The 19,434-nt window shown below is 39.8% G+C and carries 12 protein-coding genes; 4 read left to right on the top strand and 8 right to left on the bottom strand.

What is annotated here, in order from left to right:
- Positions 1–446 precede the first annotated feature (446 nt).
- From G7092_RS00945 to G7092_RS00930, 4 genes are all read left to right on the top strand, one after another.
- Positions 447–1,457, top strand: a complete 1,011-nt coding sequence (locus G7092_RS00945) for a winged helix-turn-helix domain-containing protein (protein ID WP_166085278.1) — start codon at positions 447–449, stop codon at positions 1,455–1,457.
- Between the two features lie 20 nt (positions 1,458–1,477).
- Positions 1,478–3,076, top strand: coding sequence for a solute:sodium symporter family transporter (locus tag G7092_RS00940; RefSeq protein ID WP_166085276.1), 1,599 nt, complete (start codon positions 1,478–1,480; stop codon positions 3,074–3,076).
- 72 nt (positions 3,077–3,148) lie between these two features.
- Positions 3,149–4,612, top strand: a complete 1,464-nt coding sequence (locus tag G7092_RS00935) for a glucosidase family protein (protein WP_166085274.1) — start codon at positions 3,149–3,151, stop codon at positions 4,610–4,612.
- A gap of 33 nt (positions 4,613–4,645) precedes the next feature.
- The gene (locus G7092_RS00930) at positions 4,646–6,697 is read left to right on the top strand and encodes a hypothetical protein (protein WP_166085271.1); all 2,052 of its coding nucleotides are present in this window, start codon (positions 4,646–4,648) and stop codon (positions 6,695–6,697) included.
- 49 nt (positions 6,698–6,746) lie between these two features.
- Here G7092_RS00930 and G7092_RS00925 read toward each other — a convergent pair whose 3' ends face one another.
- The 8 genes from G7092_RS00925 to G7092_RS00890 all read right to left on the bottom strand — a co-directional run bounded on the left by G7092_RS00925 (position 6,747) and on the right by G7092_RS00890 (position 19,419).
- Positions 6,747–7,991: a DUF5690 family protein gene (locus tag G7092_RS00925; RefSeq protein WP_202985189.1), complete on the bottom strand. Its 1,245-nt coding sequence runs from the start codon at positions 7,989–7,991 to the stop codon at positions 6,747–6,749.
- A gap of 83 nt (positions 7,992–8,074) precedes the next feature.
- The gene (locus tag G7092_RS00920) at positions 8,075–9,235 is read right to left on the bottom strand and encodes a TIGR03364 family FAD-dependent oxidoreductase (RefSeq protein ID WP_166085267.1); all 1,161 of its coding nucleotides are present in this window, start codon (positions 9,233–9,235) and stop codon (positions 8,075–8,077) included.
- 10 nt (positions 9,236–9,245) lie between these two features.
- The gene (phnY, locus tag G7092_RS00915) at positions 9,246–10,694 is read right to left on the bottom strand and encodes a phosphonoacetaldehyde dehydrogenase (RefSeq protein WP_166085265.1); all 1,449 of its coding nucleotides are present in this window, start codon (positions 10,692–10,694) and stop codon (positions 9,246–9,248) included.
- Between the two features lie 31 nt (positions 10,695–10,725).
- A complete protein-coding gene (gene phnA, locus G7092_RS00910; RefSeq protein ID WP_166085263.1) occupies positions 10,726–11,967 on the bottom strand; it encodes a phosphonoacetate hydrolase in 1,242 nt (413 codons plus the stop codon).
- A gap of 404 nt (positions 11,968–12,371) precedes the next feature.
- Positions 12,372–13,886, bottom strand: coding sequence for a SusD/RagB family nutrient-binding outer membrane lipoprotein (locus tag G7092_RS00905; protein WP_166085261.1), 1,515 nt, complete (start codon positions 13,884–13,886; stop codon positions 12,372–12,374).
- A gap of 21 nt (positions 13,887–13,907) precedes the next feature.
- On the bottom strand, positions 13,908–17,057 hold the full coding sequence (locus G7092_RS00900) for a SusC/RagA family TonB-linked outer membrane protein (RefSeq protein WP_166085259.1): 3,150 nt from the start codon (positions 17,055–17,057) through the stop codon (positions 13,908–13,910).
- Positions 17,058–17,627: 570 nt separating this feature from the next.
- Positions 17,628–18,209 (bottom strand): helix-turn-helix domain-containing protein, encoded by a 582-nt coding sequence (locus tag G7092_RS00895; RefSeq protein ID WP_166085257.1) that lies wholly within the window; start codon positions 18,207–18,209, stop codon positions 17,628–17,630.
- A 322-nt stretch (positions 18,210–18,531) separates the two neighbouring features.
- Positions 18,532–19,419, bottom strand: a complete 888-nt coding sequence (locus G7092_RS00890; RefSeq protein ID WP_166085255.1) for an alkaline phosphatase family protein — start codon at positions 19,417–19,419, stop codon at positions 18,532–18,534.
- Positions 19,420–19,434 lie beyond the last annotated feature (15 nt).

The raw sequence follows: 19,434 nt of genomic DNA, 5'->3' as shown, positions 1-19,434 counted from the left end.
ATTGTAACACGGGCAAATATTTCGTATATTTATATGAAAACAGCCCGGTTCTCTTTTAATCAGAGAAGCGGGCTGTTTAGTTTAAGAAGAAACAGGGTCAAAAACAGACCATTTTAAACTTAGTTATTTGACAATCAATAAATTAATACTTTTTAAAGTTTTGAAAACACATCAAAACCGCGTTAAAATTTGTTAAAAAGTGTTAAAATCGATGTTTTGCACGCGTTTTTAAGCAGTTTTCACCCAGTTTTTGAACCGAAAAGTGTTAAAATTTAGGGTTTAAAAAGTTTTTAAACTATTTGTTGGAACCGTTTAGTTCATCATTTTACCGGCTATACTAAAATTATTGTTGAACAAAAAATTAAATCTAACCCAATTAAATTAATAAGAAAAAGGGTAACCCGCTTGTCGCCTTTTTCTTACTTTGGCTAAAATCTACACGTGAAATGGATAGAATTTTTCAAGAAATAAAAAAGCTCACCGATATACCATCTTATTCAAAACATGACCGGTTTGTACAGGGAATCATCAATGCCATTAACGAAAAAGCTATTGCGCAGGATGAGATGCTACCCTCGGTAAACAGATTGATCAAAGAGTTAGGTTTCTCCAGGGAAACGATTATTAAAGGCTATAAAGATCTGATTAGTCGCGGTATTGTAGAATCTAAAAACAGATTAGGATACTTTGTGGGCAATGGCAATACGGAGCAGACACTGAATGTGGCGTTACTCATGTATAACCTGGATACTTTTGAAGAGCAATTTTATCGTAATTTCCGTCATGAGCTGGGCCAAAACATTCGCCTAAATCCGTATTTTCATCATGGTGATATCGAGATATTTGAAACTATCCTCACCCAGATCAAAGGAAAATATGGGATGTATGTGATAGCACCTATCCCCCATCCCAAAACCAAAGAGTTGCTGGATACTATCCCACGTAACAAGTTCCTGATGTTTGACCGTTACGAACCGCTGGAAGGCGATTTTAACCATATAACCCAGGAGTTTGGTCAATCATCCTATAAGATCTTTTCGCAGCTAGCGCCTAAAATAAGCCGGTTTGATGAAATGATATTCTATCACTCACCTACCTCATTGGATCCTAAGGAGATGGTTAAGTCTTTCAAAAAATTCCTGAAGGATTTTAATATCAAGGGCCGTATCGTAAATGAATATACACCCGGTACCGTGGAAAAAGGAAAGGTTTATTTTACGTTGGACAACTTTGCACTTTGGCAGATCATGCGCGATTGTAATAGTCAAAAACTAATCCCCGGGAAAGATCTGGGTATACTATCCCACAACGATGAACCGGCTAAAGAGATCATAGGGATCACTACTTTCTCTGCCGATTTTTCGAATATGGGAAAACTGGCTGGACAAGCGATATTGAATAAAGAAAAGATCAGTTTAACGGTTCCGATGATTTTATCTGAACGGAATACACTTTAAAGCACTTAAATTACGCAAAGGTGAATTGGCTTATTTTAACCAGCTTTCTTTTTTTTACCGGCATCGTGGGGCTGGTGTCCTGGTATAAATCAAGAAAAAGTAAGCTCAATACACTAAACGGTTTATTCTTGGCCGATCGTAGCTTAAGCTTTTTGCTGGTGGGTGGAGGCTTGTTATTTACTAATATCAACACGGCTACCATTATTGGCGAAAACGAACTTACGTATACCCACAACATGTCGGTAATGGCCTGGGGAATGACATCGGTACTGGCCATGCTGCTGGTTTCTGAATTTTTGATGCCGATGTATCTTAAACTGGGCATAGCCACCACACCTGATTATCTTATAGCCAGGTATAGCCCCGGAATAGGAAAATTGGTTTCCTTTATTTTTTTGATCAGCTATATCATTAATTTGTTACCATCTGTATTGTATAGCGGGGCGGTTGCATTTAACGGGTTATTTCATTTTTCGGAGATCTGGCATACAGATTACTGGACAACTATTTGGATACTCATCTGGGTCATGGGAACTGTTGGTTGCCTCTACTCTTTGCTAGGGGGATTAAAAGCTATTTCTATTTCGGATACCCTACTGGGTCTGGGTATTTTTGCTGGCGGGCTTTTACTACCTTTCTTCGGTCTCAGGTATCTTGGACAAGGTAGTATCATGCAAGGTTTACATATCCTGTTGCATACTCATCAGGAACATCTGAACAGTATAGGTTCCAAATCTGATCCTATTCCCTTTGCTACCCTGTTTACCGGTATGCTTTTGGTGAACTTGTATTATTGGGGCACCGAGCAATATATAGTTCAGCAGGTTCTGGCTTCAAAAGATCTTAAAAGCTGCCAAAAAGGTATAGCAGTAGCCTGTTTAGGCAAATTGATATCGCCATTACTTTTAAATGTACCCGGCTTAATTGCAGTACATATATTTACGCATCTGGATAATTCGGCCGAGGTATTTCCCAAGCTGGATAGTTTGGTATCGCCTCCTTTTATAGCAGGATATATAGCGGCTATTATTTTTGGTGCTGCACTTACCACTTTCAACGCGGGTTTAAACAGCTCAAGCACCTTATTTGTACTAAACATCTATAAGCCCTGGATGGAAAAGCGCTCCAGGCAAACTACCGAAAAAAGCATGATCAGCATAGCTAAGAGGTTTGAGATCATCATTTGCTTAACAGCCATGTTCATAGCCCCTTTCATTATTTTTGTTAAGAATGGTTTTTATACCTATGTACAAATTGTCAATGGTTTTTTCAATGTGCCCATTTTTACCATCATGTTTATGGGCTTTGTAACTAAAAGAGTCCCGGCTATAGCTGCCAAAATAGGTTTGTTATTTTTTATAGTTGCCTATGGTCTTACTCAATTGGTATTTGATATGCACATTCATTTCCTGCACATTCTGGCTATATTATTTGTAATAACCTGCGGACTCATGCTGGTTATAGGTAAACTTTATCCCATGCCTGTACCCTACCGGCAAAAGCTTAATAATGTAGTAGATATGAAACCCTGGGAGAACCGGCACATCTATAGCGGAATACTATTATTGCTGATGGTGCTGATGTTTATTTTATTTTCTCCGTTTGTACTTGCAAAATAAGTTTGGACAATAAAGAAAAATATCTATTTTTATAAAATAGACCAGAATAGACCAGAACATATCTAATTTAACATGAGTTCAACTGTTTCCTTGCTTAACAGAATATTTACTTCTGCAGCGTTGCTTGGCATCATTTCTTTTTCACCGGCTACGGCTCAGGATAATGGTGTCAAATTTACTTCATCTGATAAAAAAATGGAGCAGGCTTTTGTGTGGGCTAAAAGTATGGCCCTGCACTATAAAGGCCACGCTTCAGATCCAGTAGGTCCATGGTATGAATCGGCATTGCCACCCCGGGATGCTTTTTGCATGCGCGATGTATCACATCAAAGTATTGGCGCTGAAGTATTAGGACTGAAACAGGAGAACCGTAACATGCTGACGTTGTTTGTGAGCAATATATCAGCATCAAAAAACTGGTGTTCCTACTGGGAAATCAATAAATCGGGAAAGCCAGCCCCAGAAGACTATAGGAACGACCGCGAATTCTGGTATAATCTGCCTGCCAATTTTGATGTACTGAATGCCAGCTGGAGGCTTTATTTATGGACAGGCGACAAGTATTATATCAACAATCCCGCATTTGTGCACTTTCAGGAAAAAACGGTAAATGATTATATAAACACCTGGGTGTTATCTGCCGATTCTATGTTAACCAGGCCCGCTCACCCCAATGCACCGGTGCCTTTTAATGAAAGCGACTCGTTTCATCGCTGCCGTGGTTTACCTTCTTATTCAGAAGGAGTTCCTAACTTAAAAACAGGTGCCGATCTGGTAGCCGCATTATATAGAGGTCTGCTAACCTACGCAGCTATGTTGACAGAAAAAGGCCGGCTTAAAGAAGCTGCATTATATAGTAATAAAGCCGAAAAATACAGGCAACAACTGGAGGCTAACTGGTGGGATGAAAAAGATAAATTATATTATACCTATTACAGCAACGATGGTCGTTTTGGTAAAGATGAAGGAGAAGCCTTTTTACTTTGGTTTGATGCTTTAAAGGATAATGCCCGTGTAGCACAAACATTAACACACCTCAGTTCCAAAATCTGGAATGTGGAGAATACCTCGTATTTACCTTTAATATTTTATAACAAAGGCTCCTGGGATAAAGCAAGAAATTATATCCTGTACCTTTCAGATGAAAGTACTGCCAGGAGAGAATATCCGGAGGTTTCTTTTGGAGTGATAGAAGGTATTGTTCAGGGACTGATGGGTGTTACGCCGGACGCGCGTACACATAGTATTAGCACTATTTATAAAACGGAACAAATAGGTACCGCCGCTATCAGTAACCTGCCTCTGTTGAATACGCTAATAAATGTCACACATCTTGACAGACATCAATCTGCATTGGCCAATAGCGGGAAACAGCCACTAAAATGGAAAGCCATGTTTTACGGCAGTTATCATCAAGCTTATGCCGACCACAAACCTGTAACGATCAAACAAGAAACAGATCCGCAAGGGAAGGTAATATCCTTTGCAGAAGTAGTTGTTAAACCTGGTCAGCAGGTAAAAGTCAGCGTGAAATAATAAAACATCAGTCACCTCATACAAAAACATTTAATGAAATCTTCCTTGCATAAACTTTTGCTTGTCCTGTTAGCATTCCTTATAAAGGCATCCCAGTCCTACGCTCAGCAACTATCATTGCCCCGGCAAGATGACAGATGGCTTTTACAACCAGATGGCAGCATTACCTGGATTATCAGTAACCATTTACCACATGCCGATCATATAGAAATGTCTGGAGAGAAAGTGTCTCTCTGGGTAGCTTATAGTGTAGACACTTCCAAAATTTGCCATATTACCCGCACTGTAGTTTTCCCTACCTTTCGTATGCTTCCTGATGATACGCGCAGTCATATCGCTTATACATTTGACGATAACGCTTTGCCCAGAATGTATGTGGATGGCATGTTGTTACAATCAGATCCTTCGGCAGCAAGTATTGGTATACGAGTAAAAAGTATTAATCAGCATGGTATCATGCGCATTGAAGAACAGGTCGGCGATCAGAAATCTGTTAAGATAGAACGTGCTTTTTTCCCATCTGTAGATAAACCCCTGGCCATTGAAAAGTATAAATTCACCAATATCGGTAATAAACCGGTGACGATTTTCGTGGAGCATTTGAAGCGCGAGGCTACTACCGATACTATCAGAAGTAAGGGTGCACCACACACCATTATTATGCAATCTGTAAATGATGGCAGCAGGGTATTGCAATCGGGGCAATCGTACACATTCTCAGTTTGCTACCGGGCTACAGATCATCCCTCATCGCTTCGGCCTGTTAATCCTGAATTGGAAGAAAAAGCACGTCAAAGCCGTATAGATGAAATCGAGGCGCCTTTACAGCTGCAAACACCTGACAGCATACTGAATGCCATGTTTGCTTTTGCCAAGATCAGGGCTACAGAAAGCATTTTTAAAACCAAAGGAGGGTATATGCACGGTCCTGGCGGCTTATCTTATTATGCAGCTATCTGGGCCAATGACCAGGCAGAATATATCAACCCTTATTTTGCCATTTCTGGTGACAAGATTGGGAATCTATCCGCGATGAATGCTTACCGGATGTTTGCACGGTATATGAACTCGGATTATAATGCCTTGCCAAGTTCTATCGTGGCCGAGGGCGATACCGTTTGGAAAGGCGCCGGTGATCGTGGAGATCAGGCTATGATAGCCTACGGAGCATCCAGGTATGCCCTTACTTATGGTAATGCAGATTCAGCCAAAGTCCTGTGGCCACTCATCTCCTGGTGCCTGGAGTATAGTCGCCGACACATTAATTCACAAGGCGTTGTAGAGTCAAAAAGTGACGAATTAGAAGGCCGATTCCCCTCGGGCAAAGCCAATCTATCAACCAACTGCCTTTATTATGATGCGTTGATATCATCGGCTGTACTTGGCCGGCAATTACAATTACCTAAACAACAAACTGACCAATACAACCAACAAGCAGCTCGGCTTAAGGAAAATATTGAAAAATATTTCGGTGCCGATATAGCAGGGTTTCATACCTACAAATATTACGAAACCAATGACGTTTTGCGCGCCTGGATCTGTATGCCGCTTACTATGGGTATATATGACCGGAGCAAAGGCACCATTGATGCCCTGTTTTCACCTCAGCTATGGACTGCCGACGGTTTGGCCACTCAAGCCGGTCAGGAAACCTTTTGGGACCGCTCCACGCTTTATGCGCTCCGCGGCGTGTTGCAGGCCGGGGCAACTGAACAAGCTATGACTTTTTTACGTTACTATTCACACCGCAGGCTTTTGGGCGAACATGTACCCTACCCTGTTGAAGCCTATCCCGAAGGAAACCAAAGACATCTTTCTGCCGAAAGTGGTTTGTACTGCCGGATATTCACCGAAGGCTTATTTGGTATCAGACCTACCGGATTTCATTCATTTACCCTATGCCCCAGATTACCAAAAGACTGGAACTTTATGACACTGAAAAATATTAAAGCTTTCGGTCATTCCTTTGATATTACAGTTATCCGGAAGGGTACCAATGAAGTGGTCACCGTTATACCCGCCGGAGGTAAAGCCATCCAAAAAACATGGGCCAAAAAAGCACCTTTAGAATTTAAACTGGAATAGAGCCACTAGCTTCTATTCTGAAAAGGATATTAAAAAAAACTGCAATAAGTTAAATAATCTTATCTAACTCTCTTGAAACAACGTCCTTGAGCCAAAGTTTTCGGTTAAAGAATATTGCAACAAGTACCAATAGTGCAATGCATAAAATGGTAAGCAGATAACTAAATTGCATCAAGACCTTGCTCCAGCTTAAATCCCTCATAAAAAATTCTTTATAGAGCAACAAACCAACACTACCCAGATAACCAAAGGAATCGCATATATAAACAAAGAATCCGGCGTTGGCTTTTAATTTAAATAAAGCGATCATCCGCTCAAACAAAACTACCTGGATTGGCGTGTAAGCTAAAAACATGCCCATTCCTACCAGAAGCATCCACCAGAACGGCCCTAATACATGCAAATGAAAAAGTAGCGTACTGCCCCCACTTATTAATAAACCTAAAACAACCAGATATTGAGTTGCCCAGAAACCTTTGATATTGCTACGGATAAGTGACAGACAACCTATGGCTGCTAATACAATGACACCCGAAATGGCCTCTGTTATTGAAAAAACTGTTTTATCCCAGTGAGGCGCTATTTCGTTCCATATTTCTACCGAGAAATTATCCCGAAAATCACGCATGGTGGTTAATATAGTGTAAACCAATCCTGTACCTATTATAGCGGGGCCGTACTCTTTTAAAATAATTCGCTTGTCGGCTTTGGTCATTGCTACACGTTCTACCCGTAACAATTTATCGGTTTCTGTAGGGTTTGGAATTACCGAAAGCATCCACACAAACAATAGAAATAAGGGTAAAAAGATCAAGCCGATAACACAAGGCATCCAAAACTCAGAGAGCAATGGAAACCATCCATGAACCATAAAGTAGATGGTTTTTAAAATACCTGACGATACGATGAGGCTTATACTTAAGCCCATGGCCAGCATTTCGGTAAAGCGCCGGCCTTCGAGGTAACTGAAAACAATTCCCCATACCATGCCTAATGGTAAGCCATTCAGGAATAAAAAGATGAAATTGTAAGGATATGGAACCAGGCCGAATAAAATCAGTGCAACTTCGGCAAAAACAATGAGTTTAATAATCAGCTTTACCCTGCCGGATGCTTTGAGCTCTGAAATAACCTTAATACCGATAAATTTTGATACCATGTAACCCAGCACCTGGGTAATGATCAAAACAGCCTTATAGTCAATCCCCCAAAGCATCAGGCCGGTGTAGGTACCACTGGTAAATGGCTTTCGGAAGGCATACATACAAAAATATGTACCAAAAGCTGCCACCATACACCAACATATGAAGAAAACTTTTGAATGCGCAAGTAGCTTATTTATTTGCTTCATATGATGGCGATGAAACTGGCTAATGATCAGTTATATATTCCCTGTATGCTAGCTTCGGCATAACCACCTGAGCAAGTCATTCCTTTGCCACCTATAGCCGTACGGATATGTATGCGACTTTCTATATCCATTTCTACTACGTGTTTGCTGTTATGCTGCGGATAAACACCAGCCCATGTTGATGCTATTTTGCTAACATCAAAACCGACGATATTTTGGGCTTCTTTCAGCATCAAGTCGTTTATATGACTATTGATGCTAAAACTTAAATCGTCGGAATGGTTTACATCGGCATACTCATGTGAATCGCCAATAATAATAGAGCCGTCTACCGCTTTTTTAAATAGGATATGTACTCCCCATTTTTTCAATTCGGCATAATGTTCAGGAGTTGTAAGGGTGGCATATGAGGGACATTCCTGGAAGGATTCATACCTGCGGATAGATAAGCCAGTTAATATATTACCTTCTAATTGAACCTCTGGCATTGGGACAGTCCGCATCATTTGTAATTTGCACAGGATGATGCCGCTATTTTTAAAATGATCGGCAAATAGCAATTTATATTCACCTCCATTACATACAATTACCTTATCGGCAGTAAATTTTTGCTTTGATGAAGTGGTTACTTCCACATGATCGCCGATAACCTCGCAACCAATAATAGGTGTTGCGGGTTTGTAGGTAAGCTGCGGATATTTAGTAACAGCATACTTAATCAAACGATATATGAGTTTGTCCGGCTCTACGCTTAGCTCCTGTGGAAAAAATATACCGCCCTTACTATATTCATTGTTTAAAGCCGGCCATTTAGTTAAGCAGTCTTTTGCGGATAATAATTCTGCCTGATAACCAAAAGTATCCATACGCTCTTTTAGTTCGTGTGCCAGCTGTAACTCTTCCGAATCAGACGCCAGGTAAACGCTGCCGTTGTTGCGTACGCTGATATCAAATTCCTGCTGGATCTCTTTATAAAGCTCCGCCGTTCTGATGGCATAAGGGAGCCAATCTGAAGACATTCCTGAAGTTACAACTTGACCAAAATTTCTGACGGTTGCACTTACAGGATATTGATCTTTTTCGGTGAGTAATACTTTTTTTCCTAAACGTGCAGCATGCAGGGCATGGAATGTGCCCAGTATGCCTGAGCCAATTACAATTAAATCGTATGTTGATGAATTATTCATGATGATTTTTTTACCAGGGCATTGAAAATGTTTTTACAGTAGTGAAGCACTTAATGGCTTCAATGACGCCTTCTTTTATTCCCAGACCCGAATCTTTAATACCTCCAAAAGGAGAATTTTCTATCCGGTAACCGGGAACTTCATTGATATTAACAGTACCAACCTTTAGTTCCTTCACAAAGCGGATAGCATGTTCCATATTATTGGTGACCACACCCGACGATAAACCAAAAGCCGTTGAATTAGATAAGGAGATGGCATCATCAATATCTTTAAAAGTGAGTATTGGGGCCAAAGGGCCAAAAGACTCCTGAACAACCATTTGGGCATCCCGTGGAACATCCACAATCACAGTAGGTTGTAACAAAGCGCCTGTACGTTTACCTCCCAGCAAAATTCTTGCACCACGGGCAACCGCTTTGTCAACCACACTTTCCAGGTACAAGGCTGATTGCTCATCAATTACAGTTCCTACTCGTGTTTCAGGATTTGCAGGGTCACCACAGGTGTATTCTTTTGCTTTTTCAACAAAACGTTTAGTAAATTCTTCTGCAATGCTTTCCTGAACCAGGATGCGCTTTACTGCCGTACAACGCTGGCCTGAATTTCGGAAAGATCCTTCCGCAGCCAGTGTAACTGCCAAATCAAGATTGGCATCTTCTAATACAATCAAAGGATCGTTACCACCAAGTTCAAGGATCACTTTTTTATATCCCGCAGTTTGTGCTATCTTCTTTCCTACAGCTACGCTGCCCGTAAACGACACCAGATCAACCCTCGGATCCTGAACCAATGCCTCGGCCACATCTTTGGTGTCTCCCAACAGAACGCTTAGCATATAAGTCGGTAAACCAGCCAGATACAATAACTCTACCAAACGAATAGCTGTTAAAGGTGTTTTTTCGGAAGGTTTTAGTATAACCGGTGTACCTGCGGCTAATGCCGGAGCAATTTTATGCGCCACCTGGTTCAGCGGATGGTTAAATGGTGTAATGGCAACTGCCAGTTTTAAGGGCTCGCGCAACGTAAATATCTTGCGTTGTTTGCCATTAGGAGATATATCACAGGAAAACACCTGCCCGTCATCTTTCAAACACTCCATGGAGGCAAATAACAACACATCATGTGCACGACCGATTTCGTAGCGGGCCTCGGTAATGCAAAGCCCCGCCTCAGCCGTGATCAGTTGGGCAAATTCCTCTTTTCTTTCCAACAGCATCGTTCTGGTTTTATCCAAAACGCTGTATCTTTCATAACGGGTAAGTACTTTTCCGCCTTTTAGCGCGATATCAATTGCAGCCTGCGTATCATTCAAACCTGCCATCTCTACGGTACCCACCAGATGTCCGTTATAGGGATTATTAACCGCTAATGTTTTCCCGGATATCACCGGCTTACCGGCAACCAACGAAGTTGATTTGATTATATTTTCAGTAGTTATCAACGTTTCTTCTTTCATTGTCCTCTTAAAACTTCATTTTTGGCCCCAATTAATGGGTGCCATTAACTGCAAAATCAAACACATCAAAGTTTCGGGGATCACCTTGCGCCTTCATTTTGTACACACTATTTAAAGGATGTGAAACTACCAAAGGCACCATCTCTTCATACCTGCCACCATGCGAACGCAAGGTTCCATCTAATGCTTTCAGATCATGATCGGCAGCCGTTTTTCCAACCACAACATCGCGGGCAGATAACACGAACAAATCACCAGTACGATCGGCTGGTTGCTCCAGAATATGGCAGCCGGTTTCTTTATCGTACACTTCGGTAATACCCGGTTGCTGTGCCAGCCAGTTTTTCACTTCAGTGATATTCGAATCATTTTCCACATGTACAACCACATAAGAACCTAATGCACCATGATGCTTTACATAAGGATCGGTAATAGGGCAAATAACCCGGAAACCTGTACCAAACTTTTCGGTAAGCATCGTTTCAATAAATAATACATTTGGCGAACCATCAGCTTTTACTTTGGCATTCATACCATGATCTGCCGTTGCACCAATGATAGCGCCCAATTCAAGCATTTTACCTAATTCAATATCCTGTGCTTCGTAAAATGCCAGGGATTCTTCAGTGTCCGGGGCATAAGTATGCTGCATATAATCCGTTAAAGACAAGTACAGAAAATCGGCCATACCTTTTTCTATCAGCGCAACACCTGCCCGTAAAACAAACAGACTGGCTTCTGCGCTATAAATAGCCGGTGTTTTATGCCCGATAACTTCCTCTGCGTTTTCTATACCATGTGTCTCCAGTTTTGCCTGATTGGCTTTTTCTGCAGAAAAAGCAATACCATCCAGTTTATAGGAAAGAATGTCTCTTAATTTTTCTTTGGCTGTTACCACAGCTACTTTACGCCCTGCATTTGCTGCGGCAGCCAATAAAGTATCTGTCCGGAGATATTCTGATGAGTTCATCATCACTTCCTGGTCTTTTTGGACATCATAGAAAAAGTTACCGCAAATACCATGTACCGCCGGACTAACCCCGGTTACAATAGATGAGTTATTAACATTGGTAAAAGACGGTAAAGCTCCGCGCACCATCCCACGGTAACCTTGCAAGACCATTTTTTTAAGATTAGGCATGCGATCATGGGTCATGGTGGTATCCAGATATTCATCAGCCGAGCCATCCATGCAAATAACCACTATAGGCTTTGCCGGAGGCGTATATAATTTACCGTTAACCGAGAAGGGAGTAGTTGAGATGGTATTCATTATGTATTTATGTTATTGAAGTATCGAATTATAATTTATCTAGTTAACGGATTAATAAAGGGCCGTAACCGCTACGACCCTAAATAAACACATTAATCAACTTACCAATACCTTTAAACCGTTAATTGCATATGCAAAAACTTGTTTATAATTATTGTTTAGTATTTGTTCAAAAATAAAACATTTAAATAGAAAAAGTAAATAAATACTAAACTTTTTTAAAATAATTTTCCACATAAAACCAGCACACTTACATACATTATCCTACACAAGAATTCCAAATCAACCACTTAACAAATAATTAACAATTTATTAATTGTTAATAAATACTAAACATAAACCCCATCCTATAAAGGGTCGCATTATTGCAATTCTTTATAGGATGGAGTAATCAACAGGTTAACTTATTTTATTTGCCAGGTTACACCATTTTGTGTATCGGCTCCGCTAAACTGACTTTGAATAGCCGCTTTTACATTTACTGTGTTCGTGGTATATTCACCAGTAGGATAAGCCCAGCGCGTTGGAATTAAATTATTGTTGGCATTTTGTGGCCCTACATCAAATTTAGGTACACCCGTTCTGCGGTTGTTGTAATAGGCTTCCTTTCCTGAGTTTTCAAAAAAAGCAACATATTTTTGCTCCAGTATTTGCGTAAGCCCGGCTGGAGTATTCCCTATATAGGGATTTTGCGTTTGAAATGCACTGATCGCAGTGCCAGATACACCATAGAATTTCATAGACTCCGAGATCCCCTGATTATAATAGGTAGAAGCATCGCCAGAAATCCATCCGCGATTGATAGCTTCTGCGATACTGAAATTGGTTTCAGACGCCCCTGTATATACATAAGGAATACCAGCGGGACTAGCCTCCCAATAATAAAAATTAATCTCGCTCAACAAGCCTGCTATAGACTGTGTTTTTTGAGTAGACTGCAAATCGCCCGTTTTTGCACCGCGGAAAGAAGTAAATTCAGTTGCATAATTTGGATCGCCACTTGCCTTGGCAGAATCTGTAGGCAGAGCAATTACAAAAATCCGGGGATCTTTTGTTTTTTTAATAATATCAACATAAGTAGCGCCTAAAGTATTCCTCAAATCCTTGTACAGCACAACGCCATTGCTTGGCCATAAAGGGTAATTATTGGATACATCCGAAGTATTGTATACCAATTGAAAATTATCCGCATTGGTTAATATCAAAGGATACTGTGCAGGATTGTTGATGATATTGGCAAATTGCTGTTTGATATTTAAATCAGGTGCATCATCTGCCCTCTTGCTCAGGCTAATCAAAACCCGCAGACGGAAAGAATTGATCAACTTTTGCCATTTGGAAAGATTGCCGTCATAAAAGAAATCCCCATCAACAGTTGCATTATTTTTCACTAAAGGAGCTATCTGGGTATTAGCATCATCCAGCAACTTTAAACATTGCATGTAAACATCGTGCTGACTATCATATTTCGGTGTGAAAATTTTACTGGTTGCCCCGTTCAGGGCCTCACTCATTGGAATATCACCAAACATGGTAGTTAAATTCACAAAAAAATAAGCCCTGAAAAATTTAGCAAGGGCAAGGTAAGGAGCAGCCGTCGCACCGTTTTTTTGCGCTTCTATTTCCAGGCGACCAACATTTTGCAGGTAAGTATAGTTAGTATAGCTACCTGTTATCCAATCATAATACTGCCCCCCGTAATATGGCTCGTTCAATACCATAAATTGGTTATTTCTTTGATCTTGCCCCCAGGGGCCTTCAGACTGTACAAGATCCAACAGAAGACCGGTAAATACCAACTTTGGTGGCGCATTTACAATAGCCGAGGGATCTTTTCGTAAATCATCAAACTTTTTGCATGACAATTGGGCCATACTTAAAATAAGTAAAAAAAGGCCTGTTATATTTCTTGCTTTCATGTTTTTGCTTATTAATATCACTTAAAATGTGGCATTTAAATTAAAGCCAATGCTTTTAACCGTTGGTGTTTGCAGATTGGTAGAGCTGGATGTAAACTGATCCAGATCCATATTTTGCGTTCCTTTTCCTGTCAGGTATAATAAATTCCGGGCTACAAAAGAAACACTGGCAGTTTTTATAAATCGGGTACGCTCAAGCAGGCTTTTTGAAAAATTATAGCTCAGTATAACCTCCCTGAGTTTAACATAGGTGGCGCTTCTGGTAATCTCATAATCGGCCGTGTAGAAATTGCTTGCCCAGTTTTCATAAAGAACAGGCACATTATTAGGGGCAAAAACACGTGTATCCGAAATCACTTTACCATCCTGATCGGTACTTAAAAGACCACTTACTATCTTTTGACCATTGGTCATTACTGTACCTTTCCAGTTTGGATTATTGCGGTTATTCCAGTCGGCCAAACGTTGTGGCGAATCAGAGCCTGGCGCTACGCCTGCCTGCCATTGCTTGTAATCAACATAATTTTGAACTTTGCCTCCAAAACGACCATCTAACTGAAAACTAAGACTAAAGGCTTTATACTTGAATGTATTGTTAATACCAGCAACAAAATTATTATCGGTATAACCCACTTTAGTTTGGTATGGATTTATTGCGGGCAATCCATTAGATTTTACAATGATGTTTCCCTGCGGATCTCTCTGAAAATCATAAATATAGTAGCTATCTGCCCGGTCCCCTAATTTGATCATCCCATTACGGGTTTGCACGCCATCAATCTTATCAAGCCATTTATGGTTAAAGGACCAGTTACCGGCGATGTTCCATGAAAAATCGGTTGTTTTTATTGGAGTTCCGTCAATGGTTAGTTCCGCCCCTTTACGTGTATAGGTGTAGGCATTTTGTTGATAAGAAGTAACTCCGGAAGTAGGAGATTCGGCAACATTTACAATCCCAGGCCCCTCAATATTGTGAAAATAAGCAGCATCAAAACCTAAGCGGTTATTTAAAAAACGAGCTTCTAAACCTACTTCGGATGTTTTTACACGCGCAGCCTGTATATTCGGATTATAAAGAGTACTACTGTAATTAACACCGGTATTATTATTCCAGCGCAGCGAGTTTGTTGTATAAGTAGGTATCTGCTTGTAAATATCATACTGATTATTTTCATCCACCACATCACGCGCAATATTTGCGTAAGACCCTCTGGCTTTTAAATAAGATATAGCCTTAGGTAAATGGATAAATTCAGATAATACAAGACTCAAAGATGCCGATGGATAAAAATAAGTATCATGACTTGCCGGCAAGGTAGAAGATTTATCAAAACGTCCGGTCAGGTTCAGATAAGCATAAGTTTTGTAATTCAAATCAATTAAACCATATGCACTGTTTACCTGGCGTTGGGCAAAATAATTTTTAGGCACAGATGGTAAAACAGAATTGCTTAATGTATATACACCGGGTACCAGCAGGCCACCGTTTGTGCTGGCATCGGTTTCCTGAACATTAACTGTACGTATATTAGCAAAAACCGAGGTTTTATACCCGAATGATCGGAACTTATCGGCATAGCTTAAAGAAGCTTGTGTATTGTTTTCCCAGAATTTGGAATTTTGGTTGATATAGCCACCTATCTGATTGTAATTACCGTATTGATAAAAGTTACCCGAAACCGGAATATTAACAGCATAGTTTTTAGACCAGGTACTTACATCGGTACGCAAGTTAAATTTAAGCTTATCTGTTATATCATAATCCATCTGTACGTGTCCATACAGGTCATCCTTTTTGTAGATCTGCAAATTCTCGTAAGCCACAAACCAGGGATTGTTATATATAGTGTATTCTCTGGAGTATTGCTGAATTCCAACTTTGCCTGGTTGCCAGTAATTTCTCAGATCACGGACATCATAATCGGCACTTCCCCAAACTGTCATCAAATAAACAGGACTTGTGGGGCCATATCCGGCAACCGGATAATTTGGCGAAATCTGCCTGTCGTAATTAATACTGGATTCAAACCTTACTTTTTTACTTACGTTTATTGTCCCGTTAACAGAAAAGTTTGTAATATTTAGTTGCGTATTAGGTATGGTACCGCGTTGGTAAATATCCGATACCGAGAATCTTAAATTACCAAGATCACTCTGTGTGGAAACTGCAACATTATTGGTGCTGATCAATCCATTTTGCAAAAAATTTGCCAGGTTGTCTTTACCTCTTGCCAGCCAGGGTATTGGCACCAGGTTACCTGTAGTAGGGTCAACCGGACTATTATATTGTGGAATTAGCTGCCCTTCAAACCGAGGCCCCCAAATAAAATAATCGTTATCATTAGTTCCGCCACCTTTACCATCTTTAAATGCATAGTCAAAATTATCGCCAGGGCCATAACTTGTCTGTATTTTGGGTATAGCATTATAACCAAGCTGTAATTGGGTACTTGAATTCAGCTCGACAGATAATGATTTTTGCTTAGATCCAGTACCCTTCTTTGTAGTAATAATGATGGCACCATTCGCCCCCCTGCTACCATACAGAGCAGCCGCGTTTGCACCTTTTAAAACGGAGTAACTTTCAATATCATCTCCGCTCAAATTCCAGGAATCGGTACTAATTGGTGTACCATCCACTACAAAAAGTACCCCTGTTTGACCACGCAGAGAAATTCCGGGATTCCCAAAAAGATTGGAACTTGGTGTAATCAATAAACCTGCTACTTTTCCAGTTAATGAAATTACAGGGTTTGGTTCCCGCGCTTTGGTTAACGCATCACCTTTTACTTCCTGAATGGCATAACCTACGGCACTTTTTTCCTTTTTGATACCGAGTGCAGTAACTACCACTTCATTGAGGTTTTTGGAATCAGTCTTCAATAAAACAGTCAAGTAGTCTTTACCTTCAATTTTTATCGACTGGGTTAAATAACCGAGTGATTTAAACTCCAGAACATCTCCGGCATTTGCTGTAATTCTGAATCCGCCTTTTAAATCGGAAGCCGTACCTTTCCCTGTTGATTTATTGAATACGACCACTCCCGGAATAGGCCCCGATTCGTCGGAAACTTTTCCTTCAATCTTACTTTGGGCATAACCTATACCCAAAGTCAGCAACCATACTACCACCAGGAGCAGGCCGTGCTTTAACAAGTAAAAATTCTTCATTTTTTAATGGTTTAAATTCCAATAGCTTTGTTTAGTATTTGTACAATTATAATCATTATTTGTAAACAAAAAGTAAATAAATATTAAACTTTTAAGATGAAAAACAATCTCATTTCAGACTAAATCGTTTTGCTGTTATGTTTATAGATAAATTTTAAAATAAAATTTAGATAACTGTAAATTAACAAATTACAAGTAAATTATTTACGCAAACGTTTGTGTGAATTATAAATACAGAGCAAAATCAGCCACTTAACAATCTCCAAACAATTGATTAATTGTTTATAAATACTAAATAAAAATCAAGCTAGAAAAAGCAACAAAATTTCACCATTTTTCAGATAAAATACACCATGATAAATGCAGTAAATTATAGCTTTGAGAAGTGCCTTTTTTAAAGAAAAGCAAACATTGAAGACATTTAAGGAATAATCTTGTGGAATAATGACTAAAATAGCTACCGAAATTGGCGGCTTTACGCTCGGCTTCAGGATAAAACTATAAGAGAAAGCCCCATATTTAAATATGGGGCTTTCTCTTATATCATTAGGTTATTGGTTAGCGTACTGATTAATCGTTGGAGATGAAATAATAAACCACCAACATAATAGCTTGGGACTCGCCAATATTAGAAAGACTATGCCCCAGGCGACCGTCAAAAAAGATAGAATCACCTTCTTCTAAAATATAATTTTTATCCTCTATCAAATAGTCGATTCTACCTTTGATCAGATATTTGTATTCAAAAGCATCGGTCATTACCATTTTATTACGACGTGCTCCTTTTTTTAATTCTAATAATACAAAGTCAACCGGGCCACCCTGTATATTACGTGTTAACATCCTCTGATAGCTGAAACCCTTGGATGCCTCTTTTTGAATTGGACTATATTCGGATGAACGGATAACAAATACTTTTTCCTGATGCCCTTTGGAAGAAAGATCCTTAAAAAATTCAGTCAAATCCAGGTTTAATGACTGAACGATATTCATCAAAACCGGCAATGAAGGTATGGTACGGTTATTTTCGATCTGGGATATCAGCCCTTTGCTAACCCCGGCCTTATCAGCCAGCTCCTGAATGGTTATACGCTTATCTTTTCTTATTTCTTTTAAACGGTAGCTAATTTTCAGGATAATATCGTCTTGCATAATAATTACTTTCGATCAAAAGTAATCAAAATTTAATAATGATGCCCGGTACTCAATGCAGGGAAAAAAAGCAAGTGTACCCAACTTTATTTTGACTGATTTAATCCAGTAATTTATTCAAATAACAACACAACTGACTTCAGCGGAACCAAAAACAAGTTTGCAAAATGATGGTTTACACTATTTTAAGAAAAAAAATTACAAATATTTGATTATCAATGCAATAACTCTATTTTAACCATAAAAAGTGTAAACCATGTAAACCCACTTTTCAATAAAATGGCCCGCTTTATCAAATAGTACCAGCTATGAAAAAGTTAGTTTAATTAAATCCATCAGTTACGGGCTTCCCGCGCCAGCTTTGTGGCATTTTCAATCCAAATACCCAGGCTATGGTAGCGGCCGTGTCATAGGTAATGATCACATCCTTTATTTCATGATTCTTTTTAACGCCTGGGCCGTTTATTATCCAGGGTATTTGTATCTCATCCAATGATTTACCACCATGCCCTTTATTAATGCCTCCATGATCGGCTGTTACTATAATAATAGTTTCGTTTTCAATACCCGCATCTTTTACAGCCTGAACAATTCTACCTATCCTTATATCTACTTTTTGCAAAGTGTCATAATAAGCAGGAGTGCGGTGGCCTATATTATGCCCTACCCCATCAGGCTGACTAACATGGATAAATGCAAATAGCGGCTTTTGCTTTTTGATCACGCTTATGGCTGTGTCGACGCAAAAATCATCACCAGCATCACCACCCGGTATTACCATATTGATAGCATCTTTTTCGATCAGCGGGGCAATACCACCCCAGCTATAAATAGCCGCGGTTTTAGCTTCTGGCTTTTGATCGCGTATAACACTGAAGATAGATGGGAAAATACCATATTTGGTGGTTGTGACTGATGGAATTTCAGGAACCTTACTATTCCACTCCGTATAGCCATGCTCTGTTATCCCCGCTCCCATTAACATGGATGCCCAATTATCGGCACTTGATGATGGCATTACACACCTTGCCTTTAACGACCATGAGCCCGTTTCCATCAAATGTTTTAAGTTAGGCATTTTAGCATCGGGCACGGCATAAGCGCCAAAGCCATCGCAGCCGATTAAAACGATGTGTTTTACATGTTTAATTTGTGCACTTAGTTGTAAAGTTAAGCCAAGCAGGCAAATAGCAATCAGTGATCTTCTCATTTAGGGTTATAGGTT

This window comes from Mucilaginibacter inviolabilis (genome assembly GCF_011089895.1).
GTDB lineage: Bacteria > Bacteroidota > Bacteroidia > Sphingobacteriales > Sphingobacteriaceae > Mucilaginibacter > Mucilaginibacter inviolabilis.
This window is presented reverse-complemented; position numbering and strand designations above follow the sequence as displayed.

What these genes read in the sequence shown, in the direction of transcription:
- G7092_RS00945 (WP_166085278.1), top strand. Translation starts at nt 447, where the DNA reads ATGGATAGAATTTTTCAAGAAATAAAAAAGCTCACCGATATACCATCT.
- G7092_RS00905 (WP_166085261.1), bottom strand. Translation starts at nt 13,886, where the DNA reads ATGAAAGCAAGAAATATAACAGGCCTTTTTTTACTTATTTTAAGTATG.
- G7092_RS00900 (WP_166085259.1), bottom strand. Translation starts at nt 17,057, where the DNA reads ATGAAGAATTTTTACTTGTTAAAGCACGGCCTGCTCCTGGTGGTAGTA.
- phnY (WP_166085265.1), bottom strand. Translation starts at nt 10,694, where the DNA reads ATGAAAGAAGAAACGTTGATAACTACTGAAAATATAATCAAATCAACT.
- G7092_RS00890 (WP_166085255.1), bottom strand. Translation starts at nt 19,419, where the DNA reads ATGAGAAGATCACTGATTGCTATTTGCCTGCTTGGCTTAACTTTACAA.
- G7092_RS00895 (WP_166085257.1), bottom strand. Translation starts at nt 18,209, where the DNA reads ATGCAAGACGATATTATCCTGAAAATTAGCTACCGTTTAAAAGAAATA.
- G7092_RS00920 (WP_166085267.1), bottom strand. Translation starts at nt 9,235, where the DNA reads ATGAATAATTCATCAACATACGATTTAATTGTAATTGGCTCAGGCATA.
- phnA (WP_166085263.1), bottom strand. Translation starts at nt 11,967, where the DNA reads ATGAATACCATCTCAACTACTCCCTTCTCGGTTAACGGTAAATTATAT.
- G7092_RS00935 (WP_166085274.1), top strand. Translation starts at nt 3,149, where the DNA reads ATGAGTTCAACTGTTTCCTTGCTTAACAGAATATTTACTTCTGCAGCG.
- G7092_RS00925 (WP_202985189.1), bottom strand. Translation starts at nt 7,991, where the DNA reads ATGGTGGCAGCTTTTGGTACATATTTTTGTATGTATGCCTTCCGAAAG.
- G7092_RS00930 (WP_166085271.1), top strand. Translation starts at nt 4,646, where the DNA reads ATGAAATCTTCCTTGCATAAACTTTTGCTTGTCCTGTTAGCATTCCTT.